This window comes from Streptomyces mesophilus, from assembly GCF_040300965.1.
Lineage (GTDB): Bacteria > Actinomycetota > Actinomycetes > Streptomycetales > Streptomycetaceae > Streptomyces > Streptomyces mesophilus_A.
This window is the reverse complement of sequence record NZ_JBEPEW010000070.1, coordinates 16,510-41,452: the sequence shown is the minus strand read 5'-3', so window position 1 is coordinate 41,452 and position 24,943 is coordinate 16,510. Positions and strand designations below refer to the sequence as shown.

General features: G+C 70.3%; 18 protein-coding genes. 8 read left to right on the top strand and 10 right to left on the bottom strand.

Annotation, left to right across the window (positions count from 1 at the left end; all coding sequences use genetic code 11):
- Positions 1–167 precede the first annotated feature (167 nt).
- A complete protein-coding gene (locus ABT367_RS23610; protein WP_352255072.1) occupies positions 168–797 on the top strand; it encodes a LysE family translocator in 630 nt (209 codons plus the stop codon).
- Between the two features lie 35 nt (positions 798–832).
- On the opposite strand, the gene ABT367_RS23605 is transcribed toward ABT367_RS23610, so the two are convergent.
- Positions 833–1,528, bottom strand: coding sequence for a TetR/AcrR family transcriptional regulator (locus tag ABT367_RS23605; protein WP_352255070.1), 696 nt, complete (start codon positions 1,526–1,528; stop codon positions 833–835).
- Positions 1,529–1,651: 123 nt separating this feature from the next.
- Here ABT367_RS23605 and ABT367_RS23600 point away from each other — a divergent pair, with 123 nt between their 5' ends.
- Positions 1,652–3,133 carry an APC family permease gene (locus ABT367_RS23600; RefSeq protein WP_352255069.1) on the top strand — a complete coding sequence of 494 codons (1,482 nt, stop codon included), beginning with the start codon at positions 1,652–1,654 and terminating at the stop codon, positions 3,131–3,133.
- Between the two features lie 46 nt (positions 3,134–3,179).
- Positions 3,180–4,820 (top strand): amidohydrolase, encoded by a 1,641-nt coding sequence (locus tag ABT367_RS23595; RefSeq protein WP_352255068.1) that lies wholly within the window; start codon positions 3,180–3,182, stop codon positions 4,818–4,820.
- 427 nt (positions 4,821–5,247) lie between these two features.
- Here the strand turns inward: ABT367_RS23595 and ABT367_RS23590 are convergent, their stop codons facing one another.
- The gene (locus tag ABT367_RS23590) at positions 5,248–6,234 is read right to left on the bottom strand and encodes an ArsR/SmtB family transcription factor (protein WP_352255067.1); all 987 of its coding nucleotides are present in this window, start codon (positions 6,232–6,234) and stop codon (positions 5,248–5,250) included.
- 91 nt (positions 6,235–6,325) lie between these two features.
- On the opposite strand from ABT367_RS23590, the gene ABT367_RS23585 reads away from it, so the two are divergent.
- Entirely contained in the window at positions 6,326–7,537 is a 1,212-nt protein-coding gene (locus ABT367_RS23585) for an MFS transporter (RefSeq protein WP_352255066.1), read from the top strand.
- 45 nt (positions 7,538–7,582) lie between these two features.
- On the opposite strand, the gene ABT367_RS23580 is transcribed toward ABT367_RS23585, so the two are convergent.
- The 3 genes from ABT367_RS23580 to ABT367_RS23570 form a co-directional block, all read right to left on the bottom strand.
- Positions 7,583–7,915, bottom strand: coding sequence for a glyoxalase superfamily protein (locus ABT367_RS23580; RefSeq protein WP_352255065.1), 333 nt, complete (start codon positions 7,913–7,915; stop codon positions 7,583–7,585).
- 48 nt (positions 7,916–7,963) lie between these two features.
- A complete protein-coding gene (locus ABT367_RS23575; protein ID WP_352255064.1) occupies positions 7,964–8,329 on the bottom strand; it encodes an SAV_915 family protein in 366 nt (121 codons plus the stop codon).
- Positions 8,330–8,479: 150 nt separating this feature from the next.
- Positions 8,480–9,979 carry an acyl-CoA synthetase gene (locus ABT367_RS23570; RefSeq protein ID WP_352255063.1) on the bottom strand — a complete coding sequence of 500 codons (1,500 nt, stop codon included), beginning with the start codon at positions 9,977–9,979 and terminating at the stop codon, positions 8,480–8,482.
- Positions 9,980–10,157: 178 nt separating this feature from the next.
- Between ABT367_RS23570 and ABT367_RS23565 the strand changes: the two genes are divergently transcribed.
- Positions 10,158–12,572: a penicillin acylase family protein gene (locus ABT367_RS23565; protein ID WP_352255062.1), complete on the top strand. Its 2,415-nt coding sequence runs from the start codon at positions 10,158–10,160 to the stop codon at positions 12,570–12,572.
- A 182-nt stretch (positions 12,573–12,754) separates the two neighbouring features.
- Positions 12,755–15,730, top strand: coding sequence for a carbohydrate binding domain-containing protein (locus ABT367_RS23560; protein ID WP_352255061.1), 2,976 nt, complete (start codon positions 12,755–12,757; stop codon positions 15,728–15,730).
- Positions 15,731–15,752: 22 nt separating this feature from the next.
- Here ABT367_RS23560 and ABT367_RS23555 read toward each other — a convergent pair whose 3' ends face one another.
- The 3 genes from ABT367_RS23555 to ABT367_RS23545 form a co-directional block, all read right to left on the bottom strand.
- Complete coding sequence (locus ABT367_RS23555; protein ID WP_352255060.1) at positions 15,753–16,856, bottom strand: calcium:proton antiporter; 1,104 nt, start codon at positions 16,854–16,856, stop codon at positions 15,753–15,755.
- A gap of 70 nt (positions 16,857–16,926) precedes the next feature.
- Positions 16,927–18,477 (bottom strand): acyl-CoA synthetase, encoded by a 1,551-nt coding sequence (locus tag ABT367_RS23550; protein WP_352255059.1) that lies wholly within the window; start codon positions 18,475–18,477, stop codon positions 16,927–16,929.
- 97 nt (positions 18,478–18,574) lie between these two features.
- Positions 18,575–19,678, bottom strand: a complete 1,104-nt coding sequence (locus ABT367_RS23545) for an NAD(P)H-dependent flavin oxidoreductase (protein ID WP_352255058.1) — start codon at positions 19,676–19,678, stop codon at positions 18,575–18,577.
- Positions 19,679–19,871: 193 nt separating this feature from the next.
- Here ABT367_RS23545 and ABT367_RS23540 point away from each other — a divergent pair, with 193 nt between their 5' ends.
- Entirely contained in the window at positions 19,872–21,683 is a 1,812-nt protein-coding gene (locus ABT367_RS23540; protein ID WP_352255057.1) for a serine hydrolase, read from the top strand.
- A gap of 13 nt (positions 21,684–21,696) precedes the next feature.
- On the opposite strand, the gene ABT367_RS23535 is transcribed toward ABT367_RS23540, so the two are convergent.
- Positions 21,697–22,524, bottom strand: coding sequence for a hypothetical protein (locus tag ABT367_RS23535; protein WP_352255056.1), 828 nt, complete (start codon positions 22,522–22,524; stop codon positions 21,697–21,699).
- A gap of 177 nt (positions 22,525–22,701) precedes the next feature.
- Here ABT367_RS23535 and ABT367_RS23530 point away from each other — a divergent pair, with 177 nt between their 5' ends.
- The gene (locus ABT367_RS23530; RefSeq protein ID WP_352255055.1) at positions 22,702–23,226 is read left to right on the top strand and encodes a VOC family protein; all 525 of its coding nucleotides are present in this window, start codon (positions 22,702–22,704) and stop codon (positions 23,224–23,226) included.
- 116 nt (positions 23,227–23,342) lie between these two features.
- Here ABT367_RS23530 and ABT367_RS23525 read toward each other — a convergent pair whose 3' ends face one another.
- Positions 23,343–24,911: a phytoene desaturase family protein gene (locus tag ABT367_RS23525; protein WP_352255054.1), complete on the bottom strand. Its 1,569-nt coding sequence runs from the start codon at positions 24,909–24,911 to the stop codon at positions 23,343–23,345.
- Positions 24,912–24,943: the final 32 nt, after the last annotated feature.

Here is a 24,943-nt window from a genome sequence, read left to right as displayed (position 1 = left end):
GCCGTGTCCACCGCGCTGCGTGCACCGCGCTGTGTGCACCGCGCTGTGTGCACCGCGCTGTGTGCACCGCGCTGTGCTCACCTGGCTTGAGCGCCGCGCAGCCGCGCAGCCGCGCCAGTTCCCGTAACCCGATTCCTCCAGGCCGCGGCAGATGGGAAGATCACCGGATGCCGGTCGATGCGCACCTTCTCGCCGCGTTCACGCTGAGCACGGTCATCGCTCTGGTCACCCCGGGGCCGGACATGCTGTTCGTGCTCGGGTGCGGCATGCGGGGCGGTGCCCGTGCCGGGCTGCTGGCCACCGCGGGCGTGATCACGGGAGACGCGCTGTACATCGTCGCGGCGGCCGCCGGACTCGCCGCACTGCTCACGGCGTTCCCTGTCGTGTTCACTGTGCTTCGGATCGCGGGGGCCGCGTATCTGATCCACCTCGGCGTACAGATGATCCGTCGCCGCAGGAGAAGTCAGGCCGGCGACCAGGTCGCCGGCGGGATGCCGGGACGGCGCGCCTTCCTCAACGGCGTGGTGTCCTCCATGGCCAACCCGCAGACGTTCGCGTTCATGGCCGCCTTCCTGCCCCAGTTCATCGATCCGGCGGCGGGGCCGGTCTGGCTGCAGTTCGCCGTCCTCGGCGGCGTATTGATCGTCCTGGAGTTCCTGGCCGACGGCACAGTGGGTGTCCTGGCAGGACGGATCGGCGGCTGGCTGCGCGGCCGTGAGGCGGTGCGCCGCAGGATGGACGCCGCGACCGGAACCGTCTTCATCGGCCTGGGCGTCACCCTCGCCACCGACCGCTGACCTCAGCCTCCCTCACCTCGAGGCGGCCTTCCCGGTCACCCCTGGCCCGCCCGAACCTCCAGCGCCGACAGAAACAGCTCGAGCGCGGTCTCGAACGAACTGACCGCCATCAGCGGCAACTCACCCCGCACCTCCGCCAGTTGCGGAAACTCACCCTCCGACAGCACCTGATAGGCCTCCGCCCAGGCCCGCGTATCCGCCCCCCGCCGCTCGGGCGCGAGCGCCTGGTGCGCCGCGTCCAGGGCAGCGTGGCCGAGCACCGTGTCGATGAACGCCGCGTAGTGCCGTACCGCCGTGGCCTTGTCGAAGCCGCCGCGCCGCATCAGGCCGATCCCGATCTCCACGGCACGGAACTCATGGGGACGGCGCGTCACACGGTACGCGGCGAGCGCGGCGATCTTCGGATGCCGGCTGTAGCCCCCGTAGACGCGGTGGGCCATCTCGCGCAGCCCCGCCAGCCAGTCGCCCTCGGGCGCGAAGCCGCCCATCGTCTCGCCGATGATCCGGTCGGCCACGGCGAGCAGCAGATCGTCGGTGTCGTGGAAGTACCGGTAGAGCGCGCTCGGATCGCAGCCGAGCGCCGCACCGAGCCGGCGGACGCTCAGCGCCTCCGCGCCGTGTTCGCCCGCGAGGCGCAGCGCGCAGTCGACGATCAGCTCCTCGGTGAGGACCGTGCCCGCCTTGGTCGGTCTGCGCCGCCGCCGCTCGACCGGAACCCGCCCTGCCGCCATGGCATTCCCTCCCTCGGCCGCCCTTATGTCAACACCATTGACGCAACTTTGGCAAGGCTGTTTGCTCATCGCCTCCGCTCGGCTCGTGCATCACTCCTTGTCCCTGGCCTGAGGAGCTCAACGATGAACAGCTCTACGTCCTCCGGCGCGCCCCCGCGGCTGCACCGTTCCCTCGGCGTCGTCGACGGCGTCGCGCTGGCCGCGTCCAGCACCGCCGCCACCACCAGCGTGGGCATCGGCATGGGCGCGCTCGCCGCGACCGTCGGTCTGCACGCCCCGGCGATCCTCCTGGTCGCCTTCCTGCCGATCCTGGGCATCGCCACGGCGTACGCCCGCCTGAACCGCTCCGAGCCCAACATGGGCAGCGGATACGTGTGGGTCGGCAAGTCGATCGGGCCCTGGCTCGGCTTCCTGACCGGCTGGGTGACGCTCGTCGGCACCGTCATCTTCATGGCGTACACGAGCGCGGTGACCGGCTCGGTGGTCCTGCAGTTCGCGAACAAGGCGGGGCTTCACGAGCTCCTGGGCATCGGGCTCGACCCCAACTCGACCGCGTTGAGCACGGTGTTGGGGCTCGGGGTGCTCGCCGCGGTGACGGTCACGGCTGTCACCGGCGTACGGCATGCGACGCGCTTCCAGACCTGGCTGCTCGTGTTCGAGTACGCGGTGCTGCTCGTGTTCTGCGGCTGGGCGATCGTCACCGGGGAGCACGCCTTCGACTGGTCCTGGTTCGACCCGTTCGCGATCGGGGACGGCACGGCCTTCGCGCAGGGCCTGGTGCTCGCGGTGTTCTTCTTCTGGGGCTGGGACGCGGCGTTCAGCGTCACGGAGGAGACCAAGGACACCCGGGACGTGGGACGTGGCGGATTCATCGCCCTGTTCACGATGCTGGCGATCTTCCTGTACGGGTCCGTCGCCTTCCAGCGCGAGTTCTCACTGACCGAGCTGATCGAGCAGGGGCCGCAGGGACTCACGTATCTGGGCGAGCAGTTGGCCTCCGAGCCCTGGGCGACGCTGCCGCTGCTCGCGCTGATGTGCTCGGCCGTGGCGTCCCTGCAGTCCAGCGTCATCCCGACCGCGCGCGGTCTGCACGCGATGGGGCGCGACCGCACGATGGGGCCGCTGTGGACGAGGATCAGTCCGCGCTACGGGTCCCCGGCCGCCGGCACCGTCGCCGTCATGGCCATCGCCGCCGTCGTCGCGCTGCTCGCGCTCGCCATTCCGAAGCTGAACGAGATGATCCTCGCCGCGGTCAACTCCATCGGCCTGATCGTGGCCCTGTACTACGGCCTCACCGCACTCGCCTGCGCCGTACGCTTCCGCTCCGATCTGCGCACCGCTCCCGGGCAGGCCGTCCGCTCGGTCCTCGCCCCGGGACTGTCCGGAATCGCCCTGCTCTGCATCGGCGGCTATCTCGGACACTCGTACTTCACGATGAGCGATCACTTCGAACTCAGCCCGGACAACGGCTGGTTCATGCTCGCCGTGCCCTCCTCGGTGGTCGCGTCCGGACTGGTGATGGCCGCCTGGGCGAAGTACCGGCGGCGCTCGCCCTACTTCGAGAAGCGGGGCTTCTCGCTCGCCGCACCCGAGTCCACTCGCTGAGTCCTTTTCTGTACCGCACACCGTTTCGACCGCAAGGAGTTCCTCGATGCACGCCGATCTGGTCTTCACCGGCGGCCCCGTCCACACCGTCTCCCCCGCTCGTACGCGCGCCACGTCCGTCGCGATACGCGGGGAACGGATCGTCGCCGTCGGGCAGGACGAGGTGCGCGAGCTGATCGGGCCGCGTACCGAAGTCGTCGACCTGAAGGGGAAGTTGCTGATCCCGGGCTTCCAGGACGCCCATGTACACCCCGTCGGCGGCGGGATCGAGCTGGGACAGTGCGATCTCAGCGGCGCGACAACGCTCGACGCGTACCGCCGCCGGATCCGCGCCTACGCCGACGCCCACCCGGACGCCGAGTGGATCACCGGCGGCGGCTGGGCGATGGAGGCCTTCCCCGGCGGCCTGCCCACCGCCGCCGAACTGGACACGTTGGTGCCCGACCGTCCCGTGTACCTCACGAACCGCGACCACCACGGTGCCTGGGTCAACTCCCGCGCCCTGCACCGCGCGGGCATCGACGCCCGGACACCCGACCCTGCCGACGGCAGGATCGAGCGGGACGCCGACGGCTCCCCCACCGGGATGCTGCAGGAAGGCGCCGCGAACCTGGTCGGCAGACTGCTGCCCGAACTCACCCTTCAGGAGACGATCGCGGGCCTCCTGCGCGCCCAGCACCTGCTGCACTCGCTCGGGATCACCGCCTGGCAGGACGCGCTGCTCGGCGAGCTCGGCAACCTCAAGGATCCGACGCCCGCGTATCTCGCCGCCGCGGGCGACGGCCGGCTCACCGCGCGGGTCGTGGGCGCGCTGTGGTGGGACCGGGCGCGCGGCACCGAGCAGCTCGACGAACTCCTCGCGCGCCGCGAGGCGGGGACGGTGGGCCGGCTGCGCTGCACGAGCGTCAAGATCATGCAGGACGGTATCGCCGAGAACCACACGGCCGCCCTGCTCACCCCCTATCTGGACGGCTGCGGCTGCACATCGGACAACAGCGGCATCAGCTTCGTACCGCCCGAGGAGCTCCAGAAGTACGTGACCGCACTGGACGCGCACGGATTCCAGGTGCACTTCCACGCGCTCGGCGACCGTGCGGTACGCGAAGCCCTCGACGCGGTGGAGGCGGCGCGGCGCGCGAACGGCTTCTCCGATACGCGGCCGCATCTGGCCCACCTTCAGGTCGTGCACCCGGACGACATCGGGCGCTTCCGTGCCCTGGGCGCGAGCGCCAATCTGCAGGCGCTGTGGGCCGCGCACGAACCGCAGATGGACGAGCTGACGATTCCGTTCCTCGGCGCCGAACGCTCGGCGACGCAGTACCCGTTCGGTGCGCTGCTGCGCTCGGGGGCGACGCTCGCGGCGGGCAGCGACTGGCCGGTCAGCAGCCCGGATCCGGTGCAGGCGCTGCATGTGGCGGTCAACCGGCGGCTCCCCGAGGCGCCCGAGGGGACCGGGGTGTTCCTGCCGGAGCAGCGCATCGACCTGGGGGCCGCGCTGGCCGCGTACACGGCGGGCAGCGCGTATGTGAACCATCTCGACGACGAGACCGGGACGATCGCGCCTGGGTATCTGGCGGATCTGGCGGTTCTCGACAGGGATCCGTTCGCCGGGCCCCCGGAGGAGATCTGTGCGGTCCGGGTGGAGCAGACGTTCGTGGGGGGCGCCCGGGTGTTCTCGCGCTCGTAGCCCGGAGGTCCCTGGGGCAGCGCGGCGGCCCGTCCTTCCGGAAGTTCCGGACGGACGGGCCGCGGGCTTCGTGATACGTCCCCGAGCAGGACGCCTCGCGCATCGATCGGCCGCTCCTCGACTCCGGTCGCCCTCACCAGGTGAGGACAGCGACGTGACCGGAGCCCACGCCTATCTCCTGCCGGTACATCCGCTCCTCCACGGGCCACGGGGCGGAGCCTTCTCCGCAACATAGGCAGCACCATGTCCCGTCCCCGAGGAGAACCCCGCCGCCGCCGCGCCGCCGCTCGGCGGGGTCCAATCGGATGACGAACCGTCAGCAAGTTCCGCCGATCGTTTGACATCGCGTCAGGAGTTCGGGGTGGCTGGTTGACGCGCCGTCAGGATGCAGGGGCCGACCGTCAGAAACCCTCACACCGGGGGAGGTTCATGCCTTGCCGTCCTGGCCCGCTGCCGCACTGACCAGCACTTCTCCCGCGGCCGACCGGAAGTACAGGACCGAGCGCGCGGACCTGCGGCGCACCGCGAGCCCCGCGTCGAGCAGCACTTTGAGGTGGCGGCCGACCGATCCGAGGCCCTGTCCGGTGAGGGCCACGAGCTGAGTGGTGGACTTCGGAGAGTCGAGCAGGACCAGGACACGCGCTCGGGCCGGTCCCAGGAGCGCGCCGAGCGCTTCCGGCACGCGCGCACGATCGGCCTCGGCGAGCACACCGGAGCATGTGTACACCACCGCGTGCCGGCTGCCGTCCGGCCGCCAGGCGACCCAGGCGCCCTTCATGGTCACCGGGACGAACAGAAGCTGGGTGGCGTCGAGTTGGCGCGGCGGATAGTCGTACGCGTTGATCCGCAGCCGGCCGTCACCGAGCCAGCGCATCCCGGGTCGCAGTCCGTCGAGTGCGGCGCTCCAGCCGCTCCTGCCGAGCTGCGCGGTCCGGGCGGCGATATCGGCCTCGAGGATCCTGCGCCGGCGGTCCCAGTCCGGCCGCACCGTGTGCGTCCAGACCCAGTGCAGGAGGTCCGCCGTGCGTTCGGCCAGGTCGTCGCGGTCCAGCTCGGGAGGCAGTGGTCCGCCGAGCGAGACCGTCAGGTCGGCGCGCGCGGCCGCCGCAGGGGTCGCAAGGAGCTCGGTCAGCTCTTCCTCGAAGGTCGACTTGCCCGCGGGGTCGGGAGCGGGCGTCAGGTAGTCCGCGGTCCAGGCGGGGCCGAAGGCGGCGTCGATGATCTGCGCGGTGAGCGGTGCGGCGGCGAGGTGGGCGCGGTAGGCGGGCAGGTGGGCGTCGAGCCAGGCGCGCTCGCCGGGGTGATGCGGTACGCCGCGTACGAGGGCCCGGAGGGCGGCGATGGTCTCGGTCAGCGGGGAGATCACGAAGCGGCTGTTGGCGAGCGTGTCGGTGCTGATCAGCCACAGGCCCATGGTCCGGCTCCGCTCCGTTCGACCAACCAGTGCTTTCGCGTCAGCGCGAAACTCTAACGCCCGCCGTCCACTGCCTGCGCACCCTCCCTCCATGCGCACCTACCGCGACCTGTTCTCCACGCCCGAGTTCACGCCCCTCTTTCTCGCCTCCGCCGGCCATGTCGCCGGGCAGACCATGAGCGGTCTGGCGCTCGCCACCCTGGTGCATGCGGCGACCGGTTCGCCGCTGCTGACCGCGCTCGCCATGTTCGGCCCCTCGCTCGCCCAGGTGCTCGGCGCGACGCTGCTGCTCTCCGCCGCCGACCGGCTGCCGCCGCGCGCGGCGATGACGGGCCTCGCCGTGCTTTTCGCGGCAGGCACCGCCGTACAAGCGCTGCCGGGGATGCCGGTGTGGGCCCGTTTCGCCGTGCTCATCTGCCTGGGGATGGCCGGTGCGCTCGGCGGGGGCGTGCGCTACGGCCTGGTCAACGAGGTACTGCCCAGGGACGGTTATGTGCTCGGGCGCTCGCTGCTCAACATGTGCGCGGGCACGATGCAGATCGCCGGATTCGCCCTCGGTGGCGTGCTTGTGGTGACGCTGTCCGCACGCGGAACGCTGCTCGTGGGCGCGGGTCTGTATCTGCTCTCGGCGCTCTGCGCCCGCTTCGGCCTGTCCCACCGGCCCGCCCGCGCGCAGGGCCGGCCGTCCGTGGCGCAGACCTGGCGCACCAACGCCCTGCTGTGGTCGGACCGTTCGCGCCGCCGCGTCTACCTCGCGCTGTGGGTCCCGAACGGCCTCGTGGTCGGCGCCGAATCGCTCTTCGTCTCGTACGCACCGTCGCGGGCGGGTGTGCTCTTCGCGTGCGCGGCGGGCGGCATGCTCCTCGGCGACATCCTCGTCGGCCGTTTCGTCCCCCCGACCTGGCGCCGACGCCTGGGCGTACCCCTCCTGCTGCTGCTCGCGGCGCCGTACCTGCTCTTCGCCCTGACGCCGGCGGTTCCGGTGGCGCTCCCGCTCGCCGCACTCGCCTCGGTGGGCTTCGCGGCGAGCCTGGTCCAGCAGGAACGCCTGATGGCGCTCACCCCGCATGAGCTGAGCGGCCACGCGTTGGGCCTGCACACCTCCGGCATGCTCACGATGCAGGGCGTCGCGGCGACCCTCGCGGGCTCCCTCGCCCAACTCACTTCGCCCGCGGCGGCGATCGCGGTGATGGGGTGTCTGTCGCTTGCGGTCACCCTGACGCTCGCCCGGGGGCTCGGAGCAGCTGATGCCCGCGCAGCGGCCCCCGTACCCGCGAGGACCGCGGAGAGCAGTGCGTCCTGAGACGGCACCGCTCATGCCGCATCGGGCAACGTCCGCCGACGAGGGTCATTCCGTCGGCGTGCCGATCCGCAGCCGGTTGCCGTCAGGGTCGCGCAGCTCGATCTCACGCGCCCACGGGGCATCCTCCACCCGCACACCGAACTCGGAGGCGACGGCCTCGACATCCAGAACGCGAAGGTAGACCAAGGTGTCGGGGCGGGCATCGCCGTTGTGCTCCGACAAGAACAACCGCACCCCGCCCCGGGCGACCTCGACGAATGCGGGAAGGTCCGGGGCGAAGCGGTGTTCCCACTGTTCGGCGAAGCCCAGCCGCGCGTACCAGGCGACCGCCGCCGCAGCGTCCTCGACGCGAAGAATGGGAATGACTTCCTCGTGCATGGCGCCATCGTCGCAGACCGCCCGGGGCGGACCTTGCCCGATGCGGTACTAGCAGGTCGTACGGCCGCTCATCGCACGCCGGTGCCCGGCTCGTCCGACCGTACGGTCCTGCGTCTCGGTCCTCTTCGGACGTGGCGCCGAGAAGAGCGGATCCACCGTGAGCAGCGCGATCCCGACCGGGGCGGCCAGGGCGCGCAGGGCCGGTTCGGACAGGCGGATGCGGGGGTGGTGCGCGCCCAGGAGTGAGGTGAGGCGCTGCTCGGACGTGAAGGCGACGGCGGTGCGGAAGCCGAGGGGCGTGCGGAAGAAGCGGGGACTCATGCCCGTGGGACCCGGCCGGACGGGGACGAACAGGGGTCCGGCCGGGCCCTGTTCACCAGGCTCGGCGTCCTCGGCGAAAGCGGCTGACGACATGACGTACTCCTCACGGGGCGTGCGGGCCCGGGCGGCGATCGCTGCTGAAGCGACGATATGCCCGGGTGCGCCGGACGTGCGCAGCCGTCTCACCATGCTGACGCCGGCTTGACGCACGGCTGTCGGCGTCCCGCTCCGTGAGGCCGGTGGTCAGCCCTCGTCCGCGAACCGGTCCCGCAGCTCCCGCTTCAGGATCTTGCCGCTCGCGTTGCGCGGCAGTTCGTCGACGAACAGGACGCGCTTGGGGGCCTTGAAGGCCGCGAGCTGCTCCTTCGCGTGCGCGACGAGGTCCGCCTCGGTGACCTCGCCGCGGGCCACGACCACCGCCGTGACCGCCTCGATCCAGCGCTCGTCCGGCAGCCCGATGACGGCCGCCTCGGCCACCGCCTCATGGGTGTACAGCGCGTCCTCCACCTGCCGGGAGGCCACCAGGACTCCCCCGGAGTTGATCACGTCCTTGACCCGGTCGACGACGGTGAAGTAGCCCTGGGAATCCCGCACCGCGAGGTCACCCGAACGGAACCAGCCGTCCCGGAAGGCTTCCGCGGTCTCCTCGGGCTTGTCCCAGTAGCCCTCGCACAACTGCGGTGACCGGTAGACGACCTCACCCGGTGTGCCGTCCGGCACCTCCTTGCCGGACTCGTCCACGACCCGGGCCTCCACGAACAGCACCGGCCGCCCGCACGAGTCCATCCGGCCCTCGTGCTCCTCGGGTCCGAGCACCGTCGCAAGCGGCCCGATCTCGCTCTGCCCGAAGCAGTTGAAGAAACCGAGCCCGGGCAGCCGGGCCCGCAGCCGTTCGAGCACGGGCACGGGCATGATCGACGCCCCGTAGAAGGCCTTGCGCAGCGCGGTCAGATCGCGCCGGGCGAAGTCGGGGTGGTTCGCGAGGGCGATCCACACGGTGGGCGGCGCGAACAGGCTGTCGTGTCCGGCCTCGACCAGATCGAAGATCCGCTCCGCCGCGGGCGCGTCGATCACGGTGTTCTCCGCGCCGACCGCGAGATACGGCAGCAGGAACACGTGCATCTGCGCCGAGTGGTACAGCGGCAGCGAGTGCACGGGCCGGTCGGTCTCCGCCAGGCCGAGGGCGTGGATCGCGCTGACGTACTCGTGGACCAGGGCGCGGTGCGTCATCATCGCGCCCTTGGGCAGGGCCGTGGTGCCGGAGGTGTACAGGAGCTGCACCAGGTCTTCCGGGGACGGTTCGGGGCCGTCGTACGCCGGGGCCGTCCGCAGCCGTTCGAGCAGCGAGTCGTCCTGGTCGCGCAGTGCAAGGACCCGTACGTCATCGGGGAGTCGGCCGGCGAGCGCGGGATCGGCCAGGACCAGGGTGCTCCCGGACTGGCCGACGATGTACGCGAGATCGTCCCCGGTGAGGTGATGGTTGACCGGGACGTGCACCAGACCCGCGCGCGAGCAGCCGAGGAAGCCGATCAGATAGGCGTCGGAGTTGTGGCCGTAGGCCCCCACGCGGTCGCCGGGCGCCAGGCCCGCGTCGCTCAGGACCCGCGCCGCCCGCGAGACCGCGTCGTCGAGTTCGGCGTAGGTCCATGTGCGGTCCGCGTAGCGCAGCGCCACCCGCTCGGGGGTGCGCCGGGCGCTGCGGCGGAGCATGGCGTCGACCGTGTTGCTGCGTACACCCGTCATGCACGTGATCCTGTGCCGGACCGCGGACGCGGGTCAAGAGCCGTGTGCGCGGGACGCTCCTGTGTACCGGCACAGCCCTCCTGTGACCCGGCACAACCACCGCGCACGGAGGGACGACAGGTGACCTACCGGTAGGTACGCTCAACTGCCCCTGCCCGCACACCCGTTGGGAGGACCCATGCGCCAGCGCGCGAGACGTTTCGTACTCCTCGCCACCGCGCTGCTCACCGCGGCCGCCACCGCAGCGCCCGCGCCCGCCGCAGACCAGGACCGCGGCGACCGGCATCCGTCGCACGGCGGACTTTCGGCCACCATCCGCTACACCGAGTACGGCATCCCGCACATCCTCGCGGGCAACTACACCGATCTGGGCTTCGGCACCGGGTGGGCCCAGGCCCAGGGCAATGTCTGTGTCCTCGCCGAGGGGTTCGTGACGCTGCGCGGCGAGCGGTCCAAGTACTTCGGCGTGGACAAGGCGCCCGACGGCTCGCTGTCGTCGGCCACGACGAACGCCTCCAGCGACCTGTTCTTCCGCGGGGTCAAGGAAGCCGGCACGGTGGAGAAGCTCGCCGAACTCCCGCCGCCGCTGGGCAACCGCCCCGAGCAGAAGAAACTGATCCGCGGGTTCGCGGCCGGCTACAACGCCTGGCTGAAGCAGAACCGCATCACGGATCCGGCATGCAAGGGCGCCGACTGGGTGCGGCCGGCGTCCGAACTCGACATGTCACGACTCGCGTTCGCGCTGTCCGTCCTCGGCGGCCAGGGCCGTGCGGCGGACGCGATCACCAGCGCGCAACCGCCTGCCGCGGGCGCGCGGTCCAAGGACGTCTCCCCCGCCGAGAAGGCCGAGGCCGCTCGCGCACTGTTCGCCACGGACGAGTCGGCGATGGGCTCCAACGCGGTCGCGTTCCACGGCAGTACGACGGCGAACGGCCGCGGTCTGCTGCTCGGCAACCCGCACTACCCCTGGCAGGGCGGACGCCGCTTCTGGCAGGTGCAGCAGACCATCCCCGGTGAGCTCAATGTCTCCGGCGGCTCGCTGATCGGTGCGGTGACCCCGTCCATCGGGTTCACGCCGTACGTCGCCTGGAGCCACACCGTGGCCACCGGCGTACCGATGAACCTGCACCAACTGGCCCTGGATCCGGCCGATCCGACCACTTACCTGGTGGACGGAAAGCCGCGCAAGATGACCAAGCGCACCGTCACCGTCGAGGTGAAGGGCGGCGCGCCCGTCACCCGCGACCAGTGGTGGACGGAGTACGGCCCGGTGGTCACCTCACTCGGCGCCGAGCTGCCGCTGCCGTGGACGGCCACGACCGCGTACGCGCTGAACGACCCCAACGCGGCCAATCTGCGCGCCTCCGACACCGCTCTCGGCATCGCGAAGGCCCGCAGCGTCAAGGGCGTCCAGGACGTCCTCCGCACCACTCAGGGGCTGCCCTGGGTGAACACCATCGCCGCCGACTCGGGCGGGCACTCGCTGTACACGCAGTCCCAGGTGCTGCCGCGGATCACCGATGACATCGCCGCGCGCTGCTCCACCCTGCTGGGCAAGGTCACCTACCCGTCCGCGGGTCTCGCGGTGCTCGACGGTTCGCGCTCCGACTGCGGTCTGGGACGTGACCAGGACGCCCTGCAGCCCGGGATCCTCGGTCCTTCGCGGATGCCGACCCTGGTGGACGCTCCGTACGCGGAGAACTCCAACGACAGCGCCTGGCTGGCCAACGCCGACCGCCCGCTGCGCGGGTACGAGCGGGTCTTCGGCAATATCGACACCCCTCGCTCGATGCGTACCCGAGGCGCCGTCGAGGACGTGGCCGCGATGGCGGAGCGCGGGAAGCTGACCGTCGCGGATCTGCAGCGGCAGCAGTTCGCCAACCGGGCACCGGCCGGCACCCTGGGCGCTGCCGCGGCGGCGGGGGCCTGCGCTCAGCTGCCGGGCGGCAAGGCAACAGGCAGTGACGGCGCGGTCGTCGACGTGACGAAGGCGTGCGCGGTCCTGAAGAGCTGGGACCGGACCATGGACACGGACAGCCGGGGCGCGCTGCTCTACGACCGGTTCTGGCGGGGCATGCGCTCCGCTCTCGGCTCGCAGGGCGTGTGGACGGTGCCCTTCGACCCGGCCGACCCGGTCCGCACCCCGCACACCCTCAACACCGCCTCGCCCGCGTTCGCCCGCGCCCTGGCCGATGCCGTCACCCAGCTCACCTCGGCCGGCATCGCCCTGGACGCCCGCCTCGGTGAGAACCAGTACGTCGTACGGGGCGGCAAGCGTCTGGCCGTGCCGGGCGGCACCGAGTCCCTGGGCGTATGGAACAAGATCGAGCCGGTGTGGGACCCCAAGTCCGGCTACACCGAGGTGAGTACGGGCTCCAGCCATATCCAGGCGGTCGGCTGGGACGGCTCGCGCTGCCCGGTCGCGCGGACCCTCCTGACGTACTCCCAGTCGCAGAACCCGAACTCGCCGCACTTCAGCGACCAGACGCGGCTGTTCTCCCAGGAGCGGTGGGTGACCTCACGCTTCTGCGAGAAGGACATCCACCGGTCGCCTGACCTGAAGGTGGTGAAGGTCAAGGAGCGCCGTCACTGACGGACCATGCTCAGCGAAGGCCCGAGGGTCGTGCCCCTCGGGCCTTCGTGCTGCGCGCTCCCTTTACGCGCCTGTCGTGTACCTGTAACTTCCGCGCTGCAATAACTTGCAGGAACTTTCCGGTTGTTCTTGCAGTCGCGCGCTGAACTCCTCACCCGGCAGCCCGTATCGGAGAGACGCCCATGAGACACAGACCCTTCCGCCTGCCACGACGTCTGCTCGCGTCGTTCACAGCGGCGGCCGGCCTACTGACCCTGGTCTCCGGGACGCCCGCCGCCGGTTCGGCGCCGGAGGCGACGGCCGCCGGCGCGAACACCGCGACCGTCTTCTACTACACGAAGACCAAGAACTGGCCCTCCACCTACCTCCACTACGCGCCGGACGGCGGCTCGTGGACGACCGTGCCCGGTACACGGATGGAAGCGGCCTGCACGGACTGGGTGAAGCAGACCGTGGACCTCGGCTCGGCCACCGGTCTGGCCGCCACCTTCAACAACGGAAGCGGCACTTGGGACAACAACGGCGGCGCGAACTACGACCTGGGCACGGGCGTCCTCACGGTCAAGGACGGCGTGGTCGCCCACAGCGACCCGTGCGCCGGCACCGACCCGGGCGAGCCCGGCAACGAAGCCACCGTCTACTACTCCACGGCGACCTCCGGGTGGACCACGGCCAACCTGCACTACGCCCCCACCGGCGCCTCCTGGACCACACCTCCTGGCATCGGTATGGCGGCCGCCTGCACCGGCTGGTGGAAGAGGACCGTCAGCCTCGGGACGGCCACGACTCTGCAGGCCACGTTCAACAACGGCAACGGCGTGTGGGACAACAACAACGGTGCCGATTACGCCCTTTCGGCCGGGCTCACCACCGTGAAGGACGGCACGGTCACCAAGGACGCCAAGGATCCCTGCGCCACCCAGGAGCCCGACACCCAGCCGCCGACGGCACCCGCCAAGGTCACCGCGAACGCCACCCACACGTCCATCGTGCTGACCTGGGAGGCGGCGACCGATGACACGGCGGTGACCAAGTACCAGGTCACCCGCACCGGCGGCACCAAGGGAACGGTCGTCACCGACGTCGGCTCAACCGTGCTCTCCGACACGGGACTGGAGGAGCGCACCGTCTACACGTACACGGTGAAGGCCCTGGACGCGGCCGGTAACACCTCGCACGCCTCCGCCGAGGCCAAGGCGACGACGGGCGAGAAGGCACCGGAGCCCGCCGCCGGGACCCCGCTGGGCACGGATCCGCGCAAGGACCCGATCTACTTCGTCCTCACGGCCCGCTTCCGCGACGGCGACCCGGGCAACAACCGCGGCGGCAGTCAGCATGTGAAGTCCGGCAACGCGGCGAACGACGACCCGATGTTCCGCGGCGACTTCAAGGGCCTGGTCGACAAGCTCGACTACATCAAGGCCCTGGGCTTCTCCGCGGTCTGGGTCACCCCGGTCGTCCTCAACCGCTCGGACTACGACTACCACGGCTACCACGGCTACGACTTCTACAAGGTCGACCCGCGTCTGGAGTCCGCCGGCGCCTCGTACCAGGACCTGATCAACGCCGCACACGCCAAGGGCATGAAGATCTACCAGGACGTCGTCTACAACCACAGCTCCCGCTGGGGCGCCAAGGGCCTGGCCACGCCGACCGTGTACGGCGTCCGCGACTCCCAGTGGAGCTGGTACTACGACGAGAAGAACGAGGGCTTCACGTACGACGGCCTGACCGTCGAGCCCAAGTCGGGGAAGTCCTACTACAACGGCGACCTGTGGTCGACGGCCGAGCCCTCCGGGAACACCTGCCTCAACTGGGGCAAGCCCACCGGCGGCAAGAGCCCGGAAGGCTACACCCTCTACAACTGCCAGTGGCCGAGCCCCACTTCGGGCATGTTCCCCAAGGACCTGTACCACCAGTGCTGGATCGGCAACTGGGAAGGCGAGGACTCACGCTCCTGCTGGCTGCACGAGGACCTCGCCGACTTCGACACCGAGAACACGGCCGTCCAGAACTACTTGATCGGCGCCTACAACAAGTACATCGACATGGGCGTCGACGGCTTCCGCGTGGACACGGCCGTGCACATCCCGCGCACCACCTGGAACCGCCGCTTCCTGCCGGCCATCAACGAGCGGGTGACCCAGCGGTTCGGTGCGGACAAAGCCAAGAACTTCTTCGTGTTCGGCGAGGTCGCGGCCTTCGTCAACGACAAGTGGAACCGCGGATCGGTGAACCATTCCGCGCAGTTCTACACCTGGAAGGAGCGCAAGGAGTACGCGGCCGACGACGCCGCGGCCGCGCTCGAGATGTACGCGTACGAGCAGCAGCAGGGCACCGGCAGCCAGCCCACGTCCACCAACGCCTTCCTGGACGGCAACAGTTATCACGCCCCGGACCACAGCAAGTTCTCCGGGATGAACATCATCGACATGCGCATGCACATGAACTTCGGTGATGCGCCGAACGCTTTCGGCAACGGCAAGGACTCCGACGACTCCGTCAACGACGCCACGTACAACGTGGTCTATGTGGACAGCCACGACTACGGGCCGAACAAGGGCAGCGAGCGCTACGCGGGCGGCACCGACGCGTGGGCCGAGAACATGTCCCTGATGTGGACCTTCCGGGGTATCCCGACGCTGTACTACGGCTCGGAGATCGAGTTCCAGAAGGGCAGGAAGATCGACTGCGGGCCGAGCTGCCCGCTCGCCACCACCGGCCGCGCCTACTTCGGCGACCATCTGGCGGGGTCGGTCACGGCCACCGACTTCGGCAAGGCCGGCTCGTCGAGCGGCACGGTCGCCACGACGCTGGACCAGCCCTTGGTCAAGCACCTGCAACGGCTCAACCTGATCCGGCGGGCCGTGCCCGCGCTGCAGATGGGCCAGTACTCCACGGAGGGCATCAGCGGCCAGATGGCGTTCAAGAGGCGCTACACCGGCGGCGGCACGGACAGCTTCGCGCTGGTCACGGTCACCGGGTCGGCCACGTACACCGGAATCCCGAACGGCACGTACACCGACGCCGTCACCGGAGACGTGAAGACCGTCGCGAACGGCACGCTGTCCGTCGTCGCCCCCGGCAAGGGCAACCTGCGCGTGTACGTCCTGAACGGCCCCGGGAAGATCGGCGACAGCGGTCCGTACCTCAGGTAGAGCTACGGAACCTCAGGTAGAGCTACGGGCTGATCGCCAGGAACACGAACGACGCGAACACCACGAGGTGCACCCCGCCCTGGAGGAGAGTCGCCTTGCCCGGCACCACGGTCAGGGCGCTCACCACCATCGTCAGGGCGAGCAGCACCATATGGGTGGCGCCCAGGCCCAGCTCGAGCGGGCCGTCCAGCCAGATCGAGGCTACGGCGATCGCGGGAATCGTCAGACCGATACTCGCGATCGCCGAGCCGTGGGCCAGGTTGAGGCTGATCTGGACCCGGTCGCGGCGGGCCGAGCGGAAGGCCGCGAGGGTCTCGGGCAGCAGCACGAGCAGTGCGATCACGACACCGACCGCCGACTGCGGCAGCCCCGCCTTGTCGATCACGGACTCGATCGTGGGCGAGATGCCCTTGGAGTTGCCGACCACCGCGACCAACGAGGCAAGCAGCAGCACCAGGCTGACGAGGGTCTCGCGATTGGTCGGCGGATGGGCGTGCGCTTCCTCGTCGAGCACCTCGCCATCGCGGGTGACGGGCAGGAAGTACTCGCGGTGGCGGATCGTCTGCATCGCCACGAACAGCAGATAGAGCCCGATCGAGACGATCGCGGCGAAGGCCAATTGCGCGCTGGTGAACTGCGGCCCCTGGACCCCGTGGGTGAAGGTCGGCAACACGAGGCTGAGGGTCGCGAGGGTGGCCACGGTCGACAGCGCCGCGACCGTCCCGTCCGTGTTGAAGGCGGCTACGCCATTGCGCCAGGCGCCCACGAGCAGAGTGAGGCCGACGATGCCGTTGCAGGTGATCATGACGGCGGCGAACACGGTGTCCCGGGCCAGCGAGGACGCTTTCGGCCCGCCGTCCGCCATCAGGGTGACGATCAGGGCCACCTCGATCAGCGTGACGGCGACCGCGAGCACCAGGGAGCCGAAGGGCTCGCCCACCTTGTGCGCCACGACCTCGGCGTGGTGGACGGCGGCGAGGACCGCGGCGGCCAGGCAGACGGCGACGATCGCCACCATGAAGCCGGGCAGGTCACGGCCCCAGGTGAAGGCCAGGACCACGAGGGCGATCAGCGGGACGGCGGTCGTCCCGACGGTGGTGAAGGTGCCCGGTTTCGCAGCTGCCATGATCCAACGCTGACAGCTCCCCGGACAGACCACACCCCCGGTGCCGGGGCTCCGGGGGTGGCTGGCGGGATCACATGGGCCGCTCGTGGCCCTCCCAGTAGGGCTCGCGCAGCCGCCGCTTGTACAGCTTCCCGTTGGGGTCGCGCGGCATGGTCTCGATGAAGTCGACGCTCTTGGGACGCTTGTATCCGGCGAGCTGCCGCTCGCAGTGCGCGAGGATCTCGGTGGCGAGCGCGTCGCCGGCCGTGTACCCCTCGGACGGCTCGATGACCGCCTTGACCTCCTCGCCCCAGTCGGCGTGCGGAATGCCGAAGGCGGCGGCGTCCGCGACGGCCGGGTGGGTGAGCAGCGCGGACTCGATCTCGGCCGGGTAGATGTTCACGCCGCCCGAGATGATCATGTCGATCTTGCGGTCGCGCAGATACAGATAGCCGTCCTCGTCGAGCATCCCGAGGTCGCCGACGGTGAAGAAGTCGCCGATGCGGTTCTTCTTCGTCTTCTCCTCGTCCTTGTGGTACGAGAAGCCGCCGGTCTTCATCTGCATGTAGACCGTGCCCAGTTCACCAGGTGGCAGCCGGTTGCCGTCGTCGTCGAAGATGGCCAACTCGCTGATGGGCCAGGCCTTCCCGACCGTGCCCGGCTTCTTCAGCCAGTCCTCCGCGGTCGCAAACGCACCGCCGCCCTCGCTGGCCGCGTAGTACTCCTCGACGCAGGTCCCCCACCACTCGATCATCGCCCGCTTCACATGGTCGGGGCAGGGCGCGGCGCCATGGATCGCGTGCCGCATGGACGACACGTCGTACGAGGACTTGACCGCGTCCGGCAGCGCGAGCAGCCGGTGGAACTGGGTCGGCACCATATGCGTGTGCGTGCACTTGTACGTGTCGATCAGACGGAGCATCTCCTCGGGCGTCCACTTGTCCATCAGAACCAGCGGATGCCCGATGTGCAACGACGCACCCGCGAACTGCAACACCGCCGTGTGGTACAGCGGCGAGCAGACGAGGTGCACATTGCCGTCGAAGGGCTTGATGCCGAAGATCCCGAGGAAACCGCCGAGATGCGCCTCCTCCGGCAGCTTCCCGGACAGCGGACGGCGGATGCCGCGCGGGCGTCCCGTCGTACCCGAGGTGTAGTTCATCACCCAGCCTTGGGTGCGGTCCTCGGGCACCGACTCCGGCTGTCCGTCCAGGAGTTGGTCGTACGGCCTGAATCCCTCCACGGAGCCGACCGCGAACCGCTGCCCGGCCGGCAGCTTCGCCTCGTCGGCGGCGTGGATCGCGGCCTCGGCGAACCGCTCGTGCGCGATGAGCACCTTGGCACCGGAGTCGGAGACGATCCAGGCGATCTCGGGGCCGACCAGGTGGTGGTTGACGGGCACGACGTAGAACCCGGCCTGGGACGCGGCGAGATACGCGGTGAAGAACTCCACACCGTTGGGCAGCACGACGGCGAACGCGTCGCCGCGCTCCAGGCCCGCGGCGCGCAACCCGTGCACGAGCTGGTTGACGGCGGCGTGCAGCCGCCCGGCCGTCCACTCCTCGCCGTCGGGGGCGATGAGCATGACGCGCTCGGGGTCGGCCGTCGCCTGCGCCCAGAAACCGTTGGGTGCTTGGGACATGAAGGCTCCTCCTGGCTTACGGGGTAGGCCGGGGTGAAAGTCGGGGTCGGTCGGGAAGGGGCCGGTCGGGGTGGTTGGTGCGTCCGGAACCGGGCTGTCAGTCCCGGCCGGCGATCTTGTTGATGCGGTCGATTGCGCGCTCGAAGCCGCGGGTGAGGTCGTCGAAGACCTCCTGGACGCTGCGTTCGGCGTTCATCCGGCCGACGATCTGGCCCACGGGCGTGCCGAGCAGCGGCGAGATCTCGTACTTCTGGATCCGCGTGAGCGCCTCGGCGACCAGGAGTCCCTGCAGCGGCATCGGCAGCGTGCCGGGCCCGTTGGGGTCGTCCCAGGCGTCGGTCCACTCGGTGCGCAGCTGGCGCGCGGGCTTTCCGGTCAGGGCGCGCGAGCGGACGGTGTCGCCGGAGCCCGCCGCGAGGAGCTTCTCCGTGACGGCCCGTGAGTGCATGTCGGCCTCGGTCGTGGTCAGCCAGATCGATCCGGTCCACACGCCCTGCGCGCCCAACGCCAGCGCTGCCGCGACCTGTTCGCCGCTGCCGATGCCGCCGGCCGCGAGCACCGGCAGCGGTGCGACGGCCTCCACACACTCCGGGGTGAGCACCATCGAGGCGATCTCGCCGGTGTGCCCGCCGGCCTCGTAGCCCTGCGCGACCACGATGTCGATGCCGGCCTCGGCGTGCTTACGCGCATGGCGGGCGCTGCCCGCGAGCGCGGCGACGAGGACGTTGTTGTCGTGCGCGCGCTGGATCACATCGGCCGGTGGTGAACCGAGCGCGTTGGCGAGCAGTTTGATCGGGTAGTCGAAGGCCACGTCGAGCTGGTTGCGGGCCACCTGCTCCATCCAGCCGGTGATCCGCCACCCCGACGCCTCGCCCTCGGCGAGCTCCGGGACGCCGTACTTGGCGAGCGTCTCCCGTACGAACTCCCGGTGAGGCGCCGGAATCATCGCTTCGACATCGGCCTCGCTGACGCCCTCGACCTTCTTCGCGGGCATCACGACGTCGAGACCGTACGGCTTGGAGTCGGTATTCGCCTCCATCCAGTCGAGGTCGCGTTTGAGTTCGTCGGGGGCCGTGTAACGGACCGCGCCGAGCACGCCGAATCCGCCGGCCCGGGTGAGCGCGGCGGCCACGGCGGGGAACGGCGTGAACCCGAAAACGGCGTGCTCGACTCCGAGTTTCTTGCTCAGCTCCGTCTGCATGCGGGCAGGATGCCGCAGCCGCGCGGGCGAGGGAAGAGATTTTCTGACTGAGTGTCAGATTCTTTGCCCACCACGCCACTCGACCCGCCACAAGCACGGACTCTTGACAGGGACACCACCGCGAAAGAAGGTTTCACTCGGCTGTCGAGATCGCGAAAGTATCTTTCAATATCGATACGCGGAGGAGTACGGCATGCGTGAGGCGCACGCAGAGAACACCGGCGAGGTTCCCAGACGAGCGGCCCTTTCCCGGCGCCGGTTCGGCCAGGGCCTGATGGCGCTCGGCGGCGCCCTCGCCCTGGTGCCCTTCCCGGCGGGCCCCGCGACGGCGGCAGGCACCGCGGCGGCCGAACAGGGCCATGGACGCACCCTGCGCCGGGGCTCCGCCGAACAGGCGGGTCTCCTGCCGGGCGAGCTGCGCCAACTGGTCCTGGACGCCGAGAAGTTCCTCGGCCCCTCCCCCAAGCACCCCTGGTTCGCGGGCGCCGTGCTGCTCGCGGGCCGCAGCTCCACCGTCGCCCTGCACGAGCCGATCGGCATGGCGGTGCGCTACTCCGCGTACGACGAGAAGACCGACACCGGCGTCGAGTTCCCCGCGGACCAGCAGATCCCGGCCGCCGAGGACACCGTCTACGACCTCGCGTCCGTCTCCAAGCTCTTCACCTCGATCCTGGCCGTGCAGCAGATCGAACGCGGCACGTTGGAGCTGGAAGCCCCCGTCGCCACCTACCTCCCTGACTTCGCCGGCGGCGGCAAGCAGGACGTCACCATCCTCCAACTCCTCACGCACACCTCCGGCTTCCGCTCCTGGATCCCGCTCTTCAAGGAGCCGACGTACGAGGCGAAGCTCCAACGCCTTTGGAGCGAAACCCTCCTGAACCCGCCGGGCACCAAGTACCTCTACTCGGACCTCAACCTGATCTCGCTCCAGCTCGTCCTGGAGAAGATCACCGGCCGAGCGCTCGATGTACTCCTGCGCGAAGAGATCACCGCCCCGCTCGGCATGCGCCGCACCCGCTTCAACCCGCCCGCGTCCTGGAAGCCGAAGATCGCCGCGACCGAGGACGCCCGGCTGCCCTGGTCGGGGCTCGACCGCGGCCTGGTCTGGGGCGAGGTGCATGACGAGAACGCCTTCGGTTTCGGCGGGGTCGCCGGCCACGCGGGGGTGTTCTCCTGCGCGTGGGACCTCGCGATCCTCGGCCGCTGTCTGCTCAACGGCGGCTCCTACGGCCGCGCGCGCATTCTGAGCGAGGATTCGGTGGAGCTGATGTTCACCGACTTCAACACGGAGTTCCCCGGCGACGAACACGGCCTGGGCTTCGAGCTCTACCAGCACTGGTTCATGGGTGCGATGGCCACCCCGGGTTCGGCGGGCCACACCGGCTTCACGGGCACCTCACTGGTGCTCGACCCGACCACGGACTCGTTCCTGGTCGTACTCGGCAACTCGGTCCATCCGGTGCGCAGTTGGCGCTCCGGCTCGGCGCCACGCGTCGCGACGGCCAACCGACTGGCACGTGCGGTGCCGGTGCGTCCGGCGAGCGGGCGCGAGGCGTGGTTCTCCGGCATGGCGGGCGCCACGACCGCCACCCTCGCGCTGCCCTCCCTGGACCTGCCCGCGCAGGCCCGGCTGCGGTGCTCCCTGTGGTGGGACACCGAGCCCGGCTCCGACCGGCTCCACCTGGAGGCGTCCACGGACGAGGGCGCCACCTGGTCACCGCTCGCCTTCACCACGGAGGGCCACGTCTCAGGACCGCACCCGGACGGATCGGTCACAGGGTGGTCGGGCCGCACCTGGCACACCGTCACCGCCGACCTCTCCGGGATCGGCGGCGCGGCGGCCCGGCTGCGCTGGCGCTATGCCACGGACCAGTTGTACGTGGGACGCGGCGCCTACGTGGACGGACTACGCGTCCAGTCCGGCCGGCACAAGCTGTTCGACTCCGACCGGCCCGCGGACGCACGGCGCATCGAGGCGACAGGGTGGACCGTGTCCCGCGACTGAGAACGGCCGACTGCTACTGAGGGGGCTGGTGCGGCGGCTGCGGGGCGTACGGGGTCTGCTGCTGGTACGGGGCCGCCTGATGGGGCGGCGCGTAGGGCTGCTGACCGTACGGCTGCGGCTGGGGCTGCTGACCGTACGCCGGCGTTTGCGGGTGTCCATAAGGCTGAGGCTGCCCGTACGACTGCGGCTGAACGTGTCCATAAGGCTGAGGCTGCCCGTACGGCTGCGGCTGAACGTGACCGTAAGGCTGAGGCTGCGGCGCGTACGGGCTTCCCGGTGGAACCAGCCGCAGCCGCCCCGTCGGCTCGGTGAGCGGTACGAACCCGCTCGCCTGCAGCCGTTCACCGCACTCGCGGCGCCACTTGCGCCGCACCAGGAAGCTCACACCGGCCACCACCAGCGCGACACCGAGCAGCGCACCGAAGAACACCGCCAGATCCGCCTGCCGCAGCATCTGGAAACCGACGATCCCGCAGGCGATCGGGACGGCGACCAGACGCCGCTTCTCGTTCTGGGCGGCGTACATGTCGAAGCGGATCCGGGTCCGCAGCAGTTCCGGCACCTCGGCCGGAAGCTGCGGCAGGGGTCCGCCGGCCTGCGGGGCGTACTGCGCCCAGGCCTGCTGTGCGCGCTGCTGCGCGGCCGGGTCGGGATCGGGGACCAGCAGCATCTTCAGGCCCTGCATGGTGAAGACGACATCCGCGTACTGATAGCCGAAGCGTTCGCCGAGGGCGGCGAGCCGGGAGAGCTTCTTCACGGAGCCCCAGTAGCTGGTCACTTCGACCGGCTGACCGTAGGCCATCGTGTTCAGCATGGTGCGGATCTGCCCGCTGGTACTCATACCGTTCTCCCTCCCGTACGTGCGCCACCTTCGCACACGCGGACCAGTCCCCGACAGCCTCCCCTTTCGCGCCCGCCCCACCCGTCCCATCTAGGACAGGAACAGACCTATTTCGTCCCTAGAGTCGAAGACGTCGCCGATCCCGGCAGGCGCTCCGTACCGCGAAGGGACCCAGCCATGAAGCACTCCGCGCCCCAGGGCTACACCTCCGTCGCACCCTGGGTCGTCACCGACGACACGGGAGCGCTGCTCGACTTCATCACCGCCGCCTTCGACGGCGAGGAGATCGCCCGGGTCCCGGTCGAGGACGGCAGCATCGGCCACGGTGAGATCAGGGTCGGCGACACGGTCGTGCTGGCCTTCGACCGGCGGGCCGACTGGCCGGTGATGCCCTCGCTGCTGCGGATCTACGTGCCCGACGCGGATGCCGCGATGGCGGCCGCCGTCGCCGCGGGCGCCCAGGTGATCACCGAACTCTCGGACAGCGCCTGGGGAGACAGGGGCGGCCGGGTGCGCGATCCCTTCGGGAACATCTGGTGGGTGGTCAGCCGCGTCGAGGAAGTGGACCCGGAGACGTCCTGGCGTCGGATGTCCGAGCCGCCGTACGCCGAGTCGATGCGCATCGCGCAGGAGACACTGGACGCCGCGCTCAGCGGCCGGTCCGCCGGCATCTCCAGTCCCCCGGTCCGCCTCGCCGACTGAGACGCTCTCTGCGGCCCGGTGCGTCAAACCGGCTGAAGCACTCTCAGGGGCCGGGTACATCCAGCCGGCCGAGGCGCTCTCTCAGGGGCCCGGTGCATCAAACCGACCGAGGCAGCTCACTCCCCCAGCACCGCCATCGCCGCATTGTGTCCGGGAATGCCGCTCACCCCACCGCCGCGCACGGCGCCCGCCCCGCAAAGCAGCACATTGGCGTGCGCGGTCTCCACACCCCAGCGGCCCGTACCTTCCTGCGCGTACGGGAAGGCCAGGTCGCGGTGGAAGATGTTGCCGCCGGGCAGGCGCAGGTCGCGCTCCAGGTCCAGCGGGGTCTTCGCCTCGATGCAGGGCCGGCCCTGCACGTCGGTGGCGAGCACCTCGGCGATGGGCTCGTCGAGATACGCGTCGAGCTGGGCCAGCGTGGCCTTCAGGAGTTCCTCGCGTACGGCGTCGTTGTCCTCGGTGAACAGCCGCGCCGGCGTGTGCAGACCGAACAGCGTGAGGGTCTGGTAGCCGAGGGCGAGAAGGTGCTCACCGAGGATGCTCGGATCGGTCAGCGAGTGGCAGTAGATCTCCGAGGGCGGCGCGGACGGCAGCGCACCGGCCGCCGCCTCGCGGTACGCGGTGGCCAACTGCTCGTATCCCTCGGCGACATGGAAGGTCCCGGCGAAGGCCTCCCGAGGGTCGACGGATGCGTCACGCAGCCGGGGCAGCCGCTTGAGCAGCATGTTCACCTTGAGCTGCGCACCCTCGGCAGGCGCGGGCGGCGCCTCGCCGAGGAGCTCGGCCAGGGCCTGCGGTGAGGCACCGACCAGGACGTGCTCGGCGGCCACCGTGAACTCGTCCGCATCGCCCCGGCAGGTCACCTCCGCCCGCACCCCGTCCGTCTCGATCCGCGTCGCCTCGTACCCCGTCGCGCACTCCGCGCCCGCCGCACGCGCCGCCTGCGCCAGGGCGTCGGTGAGCGCGCCCATGCCGCCGACCGGCACGTCCCAGGCCCCCGTACCGCCGCCGATCACGTGATAGAGGAAGCAGCGGTTCTGCCGCAGCGAGGCGTCGTGCGCGTCGGCGAAGGTCCCGATCAGGGCGTCGGTGAGTACCACTCCCCGTACGACATCGTCCTGGAAGTACTCCTCGATCGCCGCGCCCACCGGCTCCTCGAACAGCATCCGCCAGGCATCCTCGTCATCGACCCGTGCCCGCAGCTCCGCGCGCGTGGGCAGCGGCTCGGTGAGGGTCGGGAACACGCGCTCGGCGACCCGGCCCGTCAACCCGTAGAACTGCTCCCAGGCCGCGAACTCCGCCTCCCCGCCGGTGAACCGCCCGAACGCCTCCCGCGTGCGCGCCCTGCCGCCACCGACCAGCAGACCGGTGTCCTGCCCGGCGCGCCGGACCGGCGTGTACGAGGAGACATCGCGCCCGCGCACCGCGAAGTCGAGGTCCAGATCCCGCACGATCTTCCGCGGCAGCAGGCTCACCAGGTACGAGTAGCGCGAAAGCCGCGCGTCGATGCCCTCGAAGGCGTACGTGGAGACCGCGGCCCCGCCCGTGTGCCCGAGCCGCTCGACGAGCAGCACGGACCGTCCCGCACGGGCCAGGTAGGCGGCGGCGACCAGTCCGTTGTGCCCGGCGCCGACGATCACGGCGTCGTAGGCGCGGCGTGCGGGCGGAGCTCCTTGTGCGGTCATGGCTCTTCGTAACACGAGGAGCCGTGGGAGGG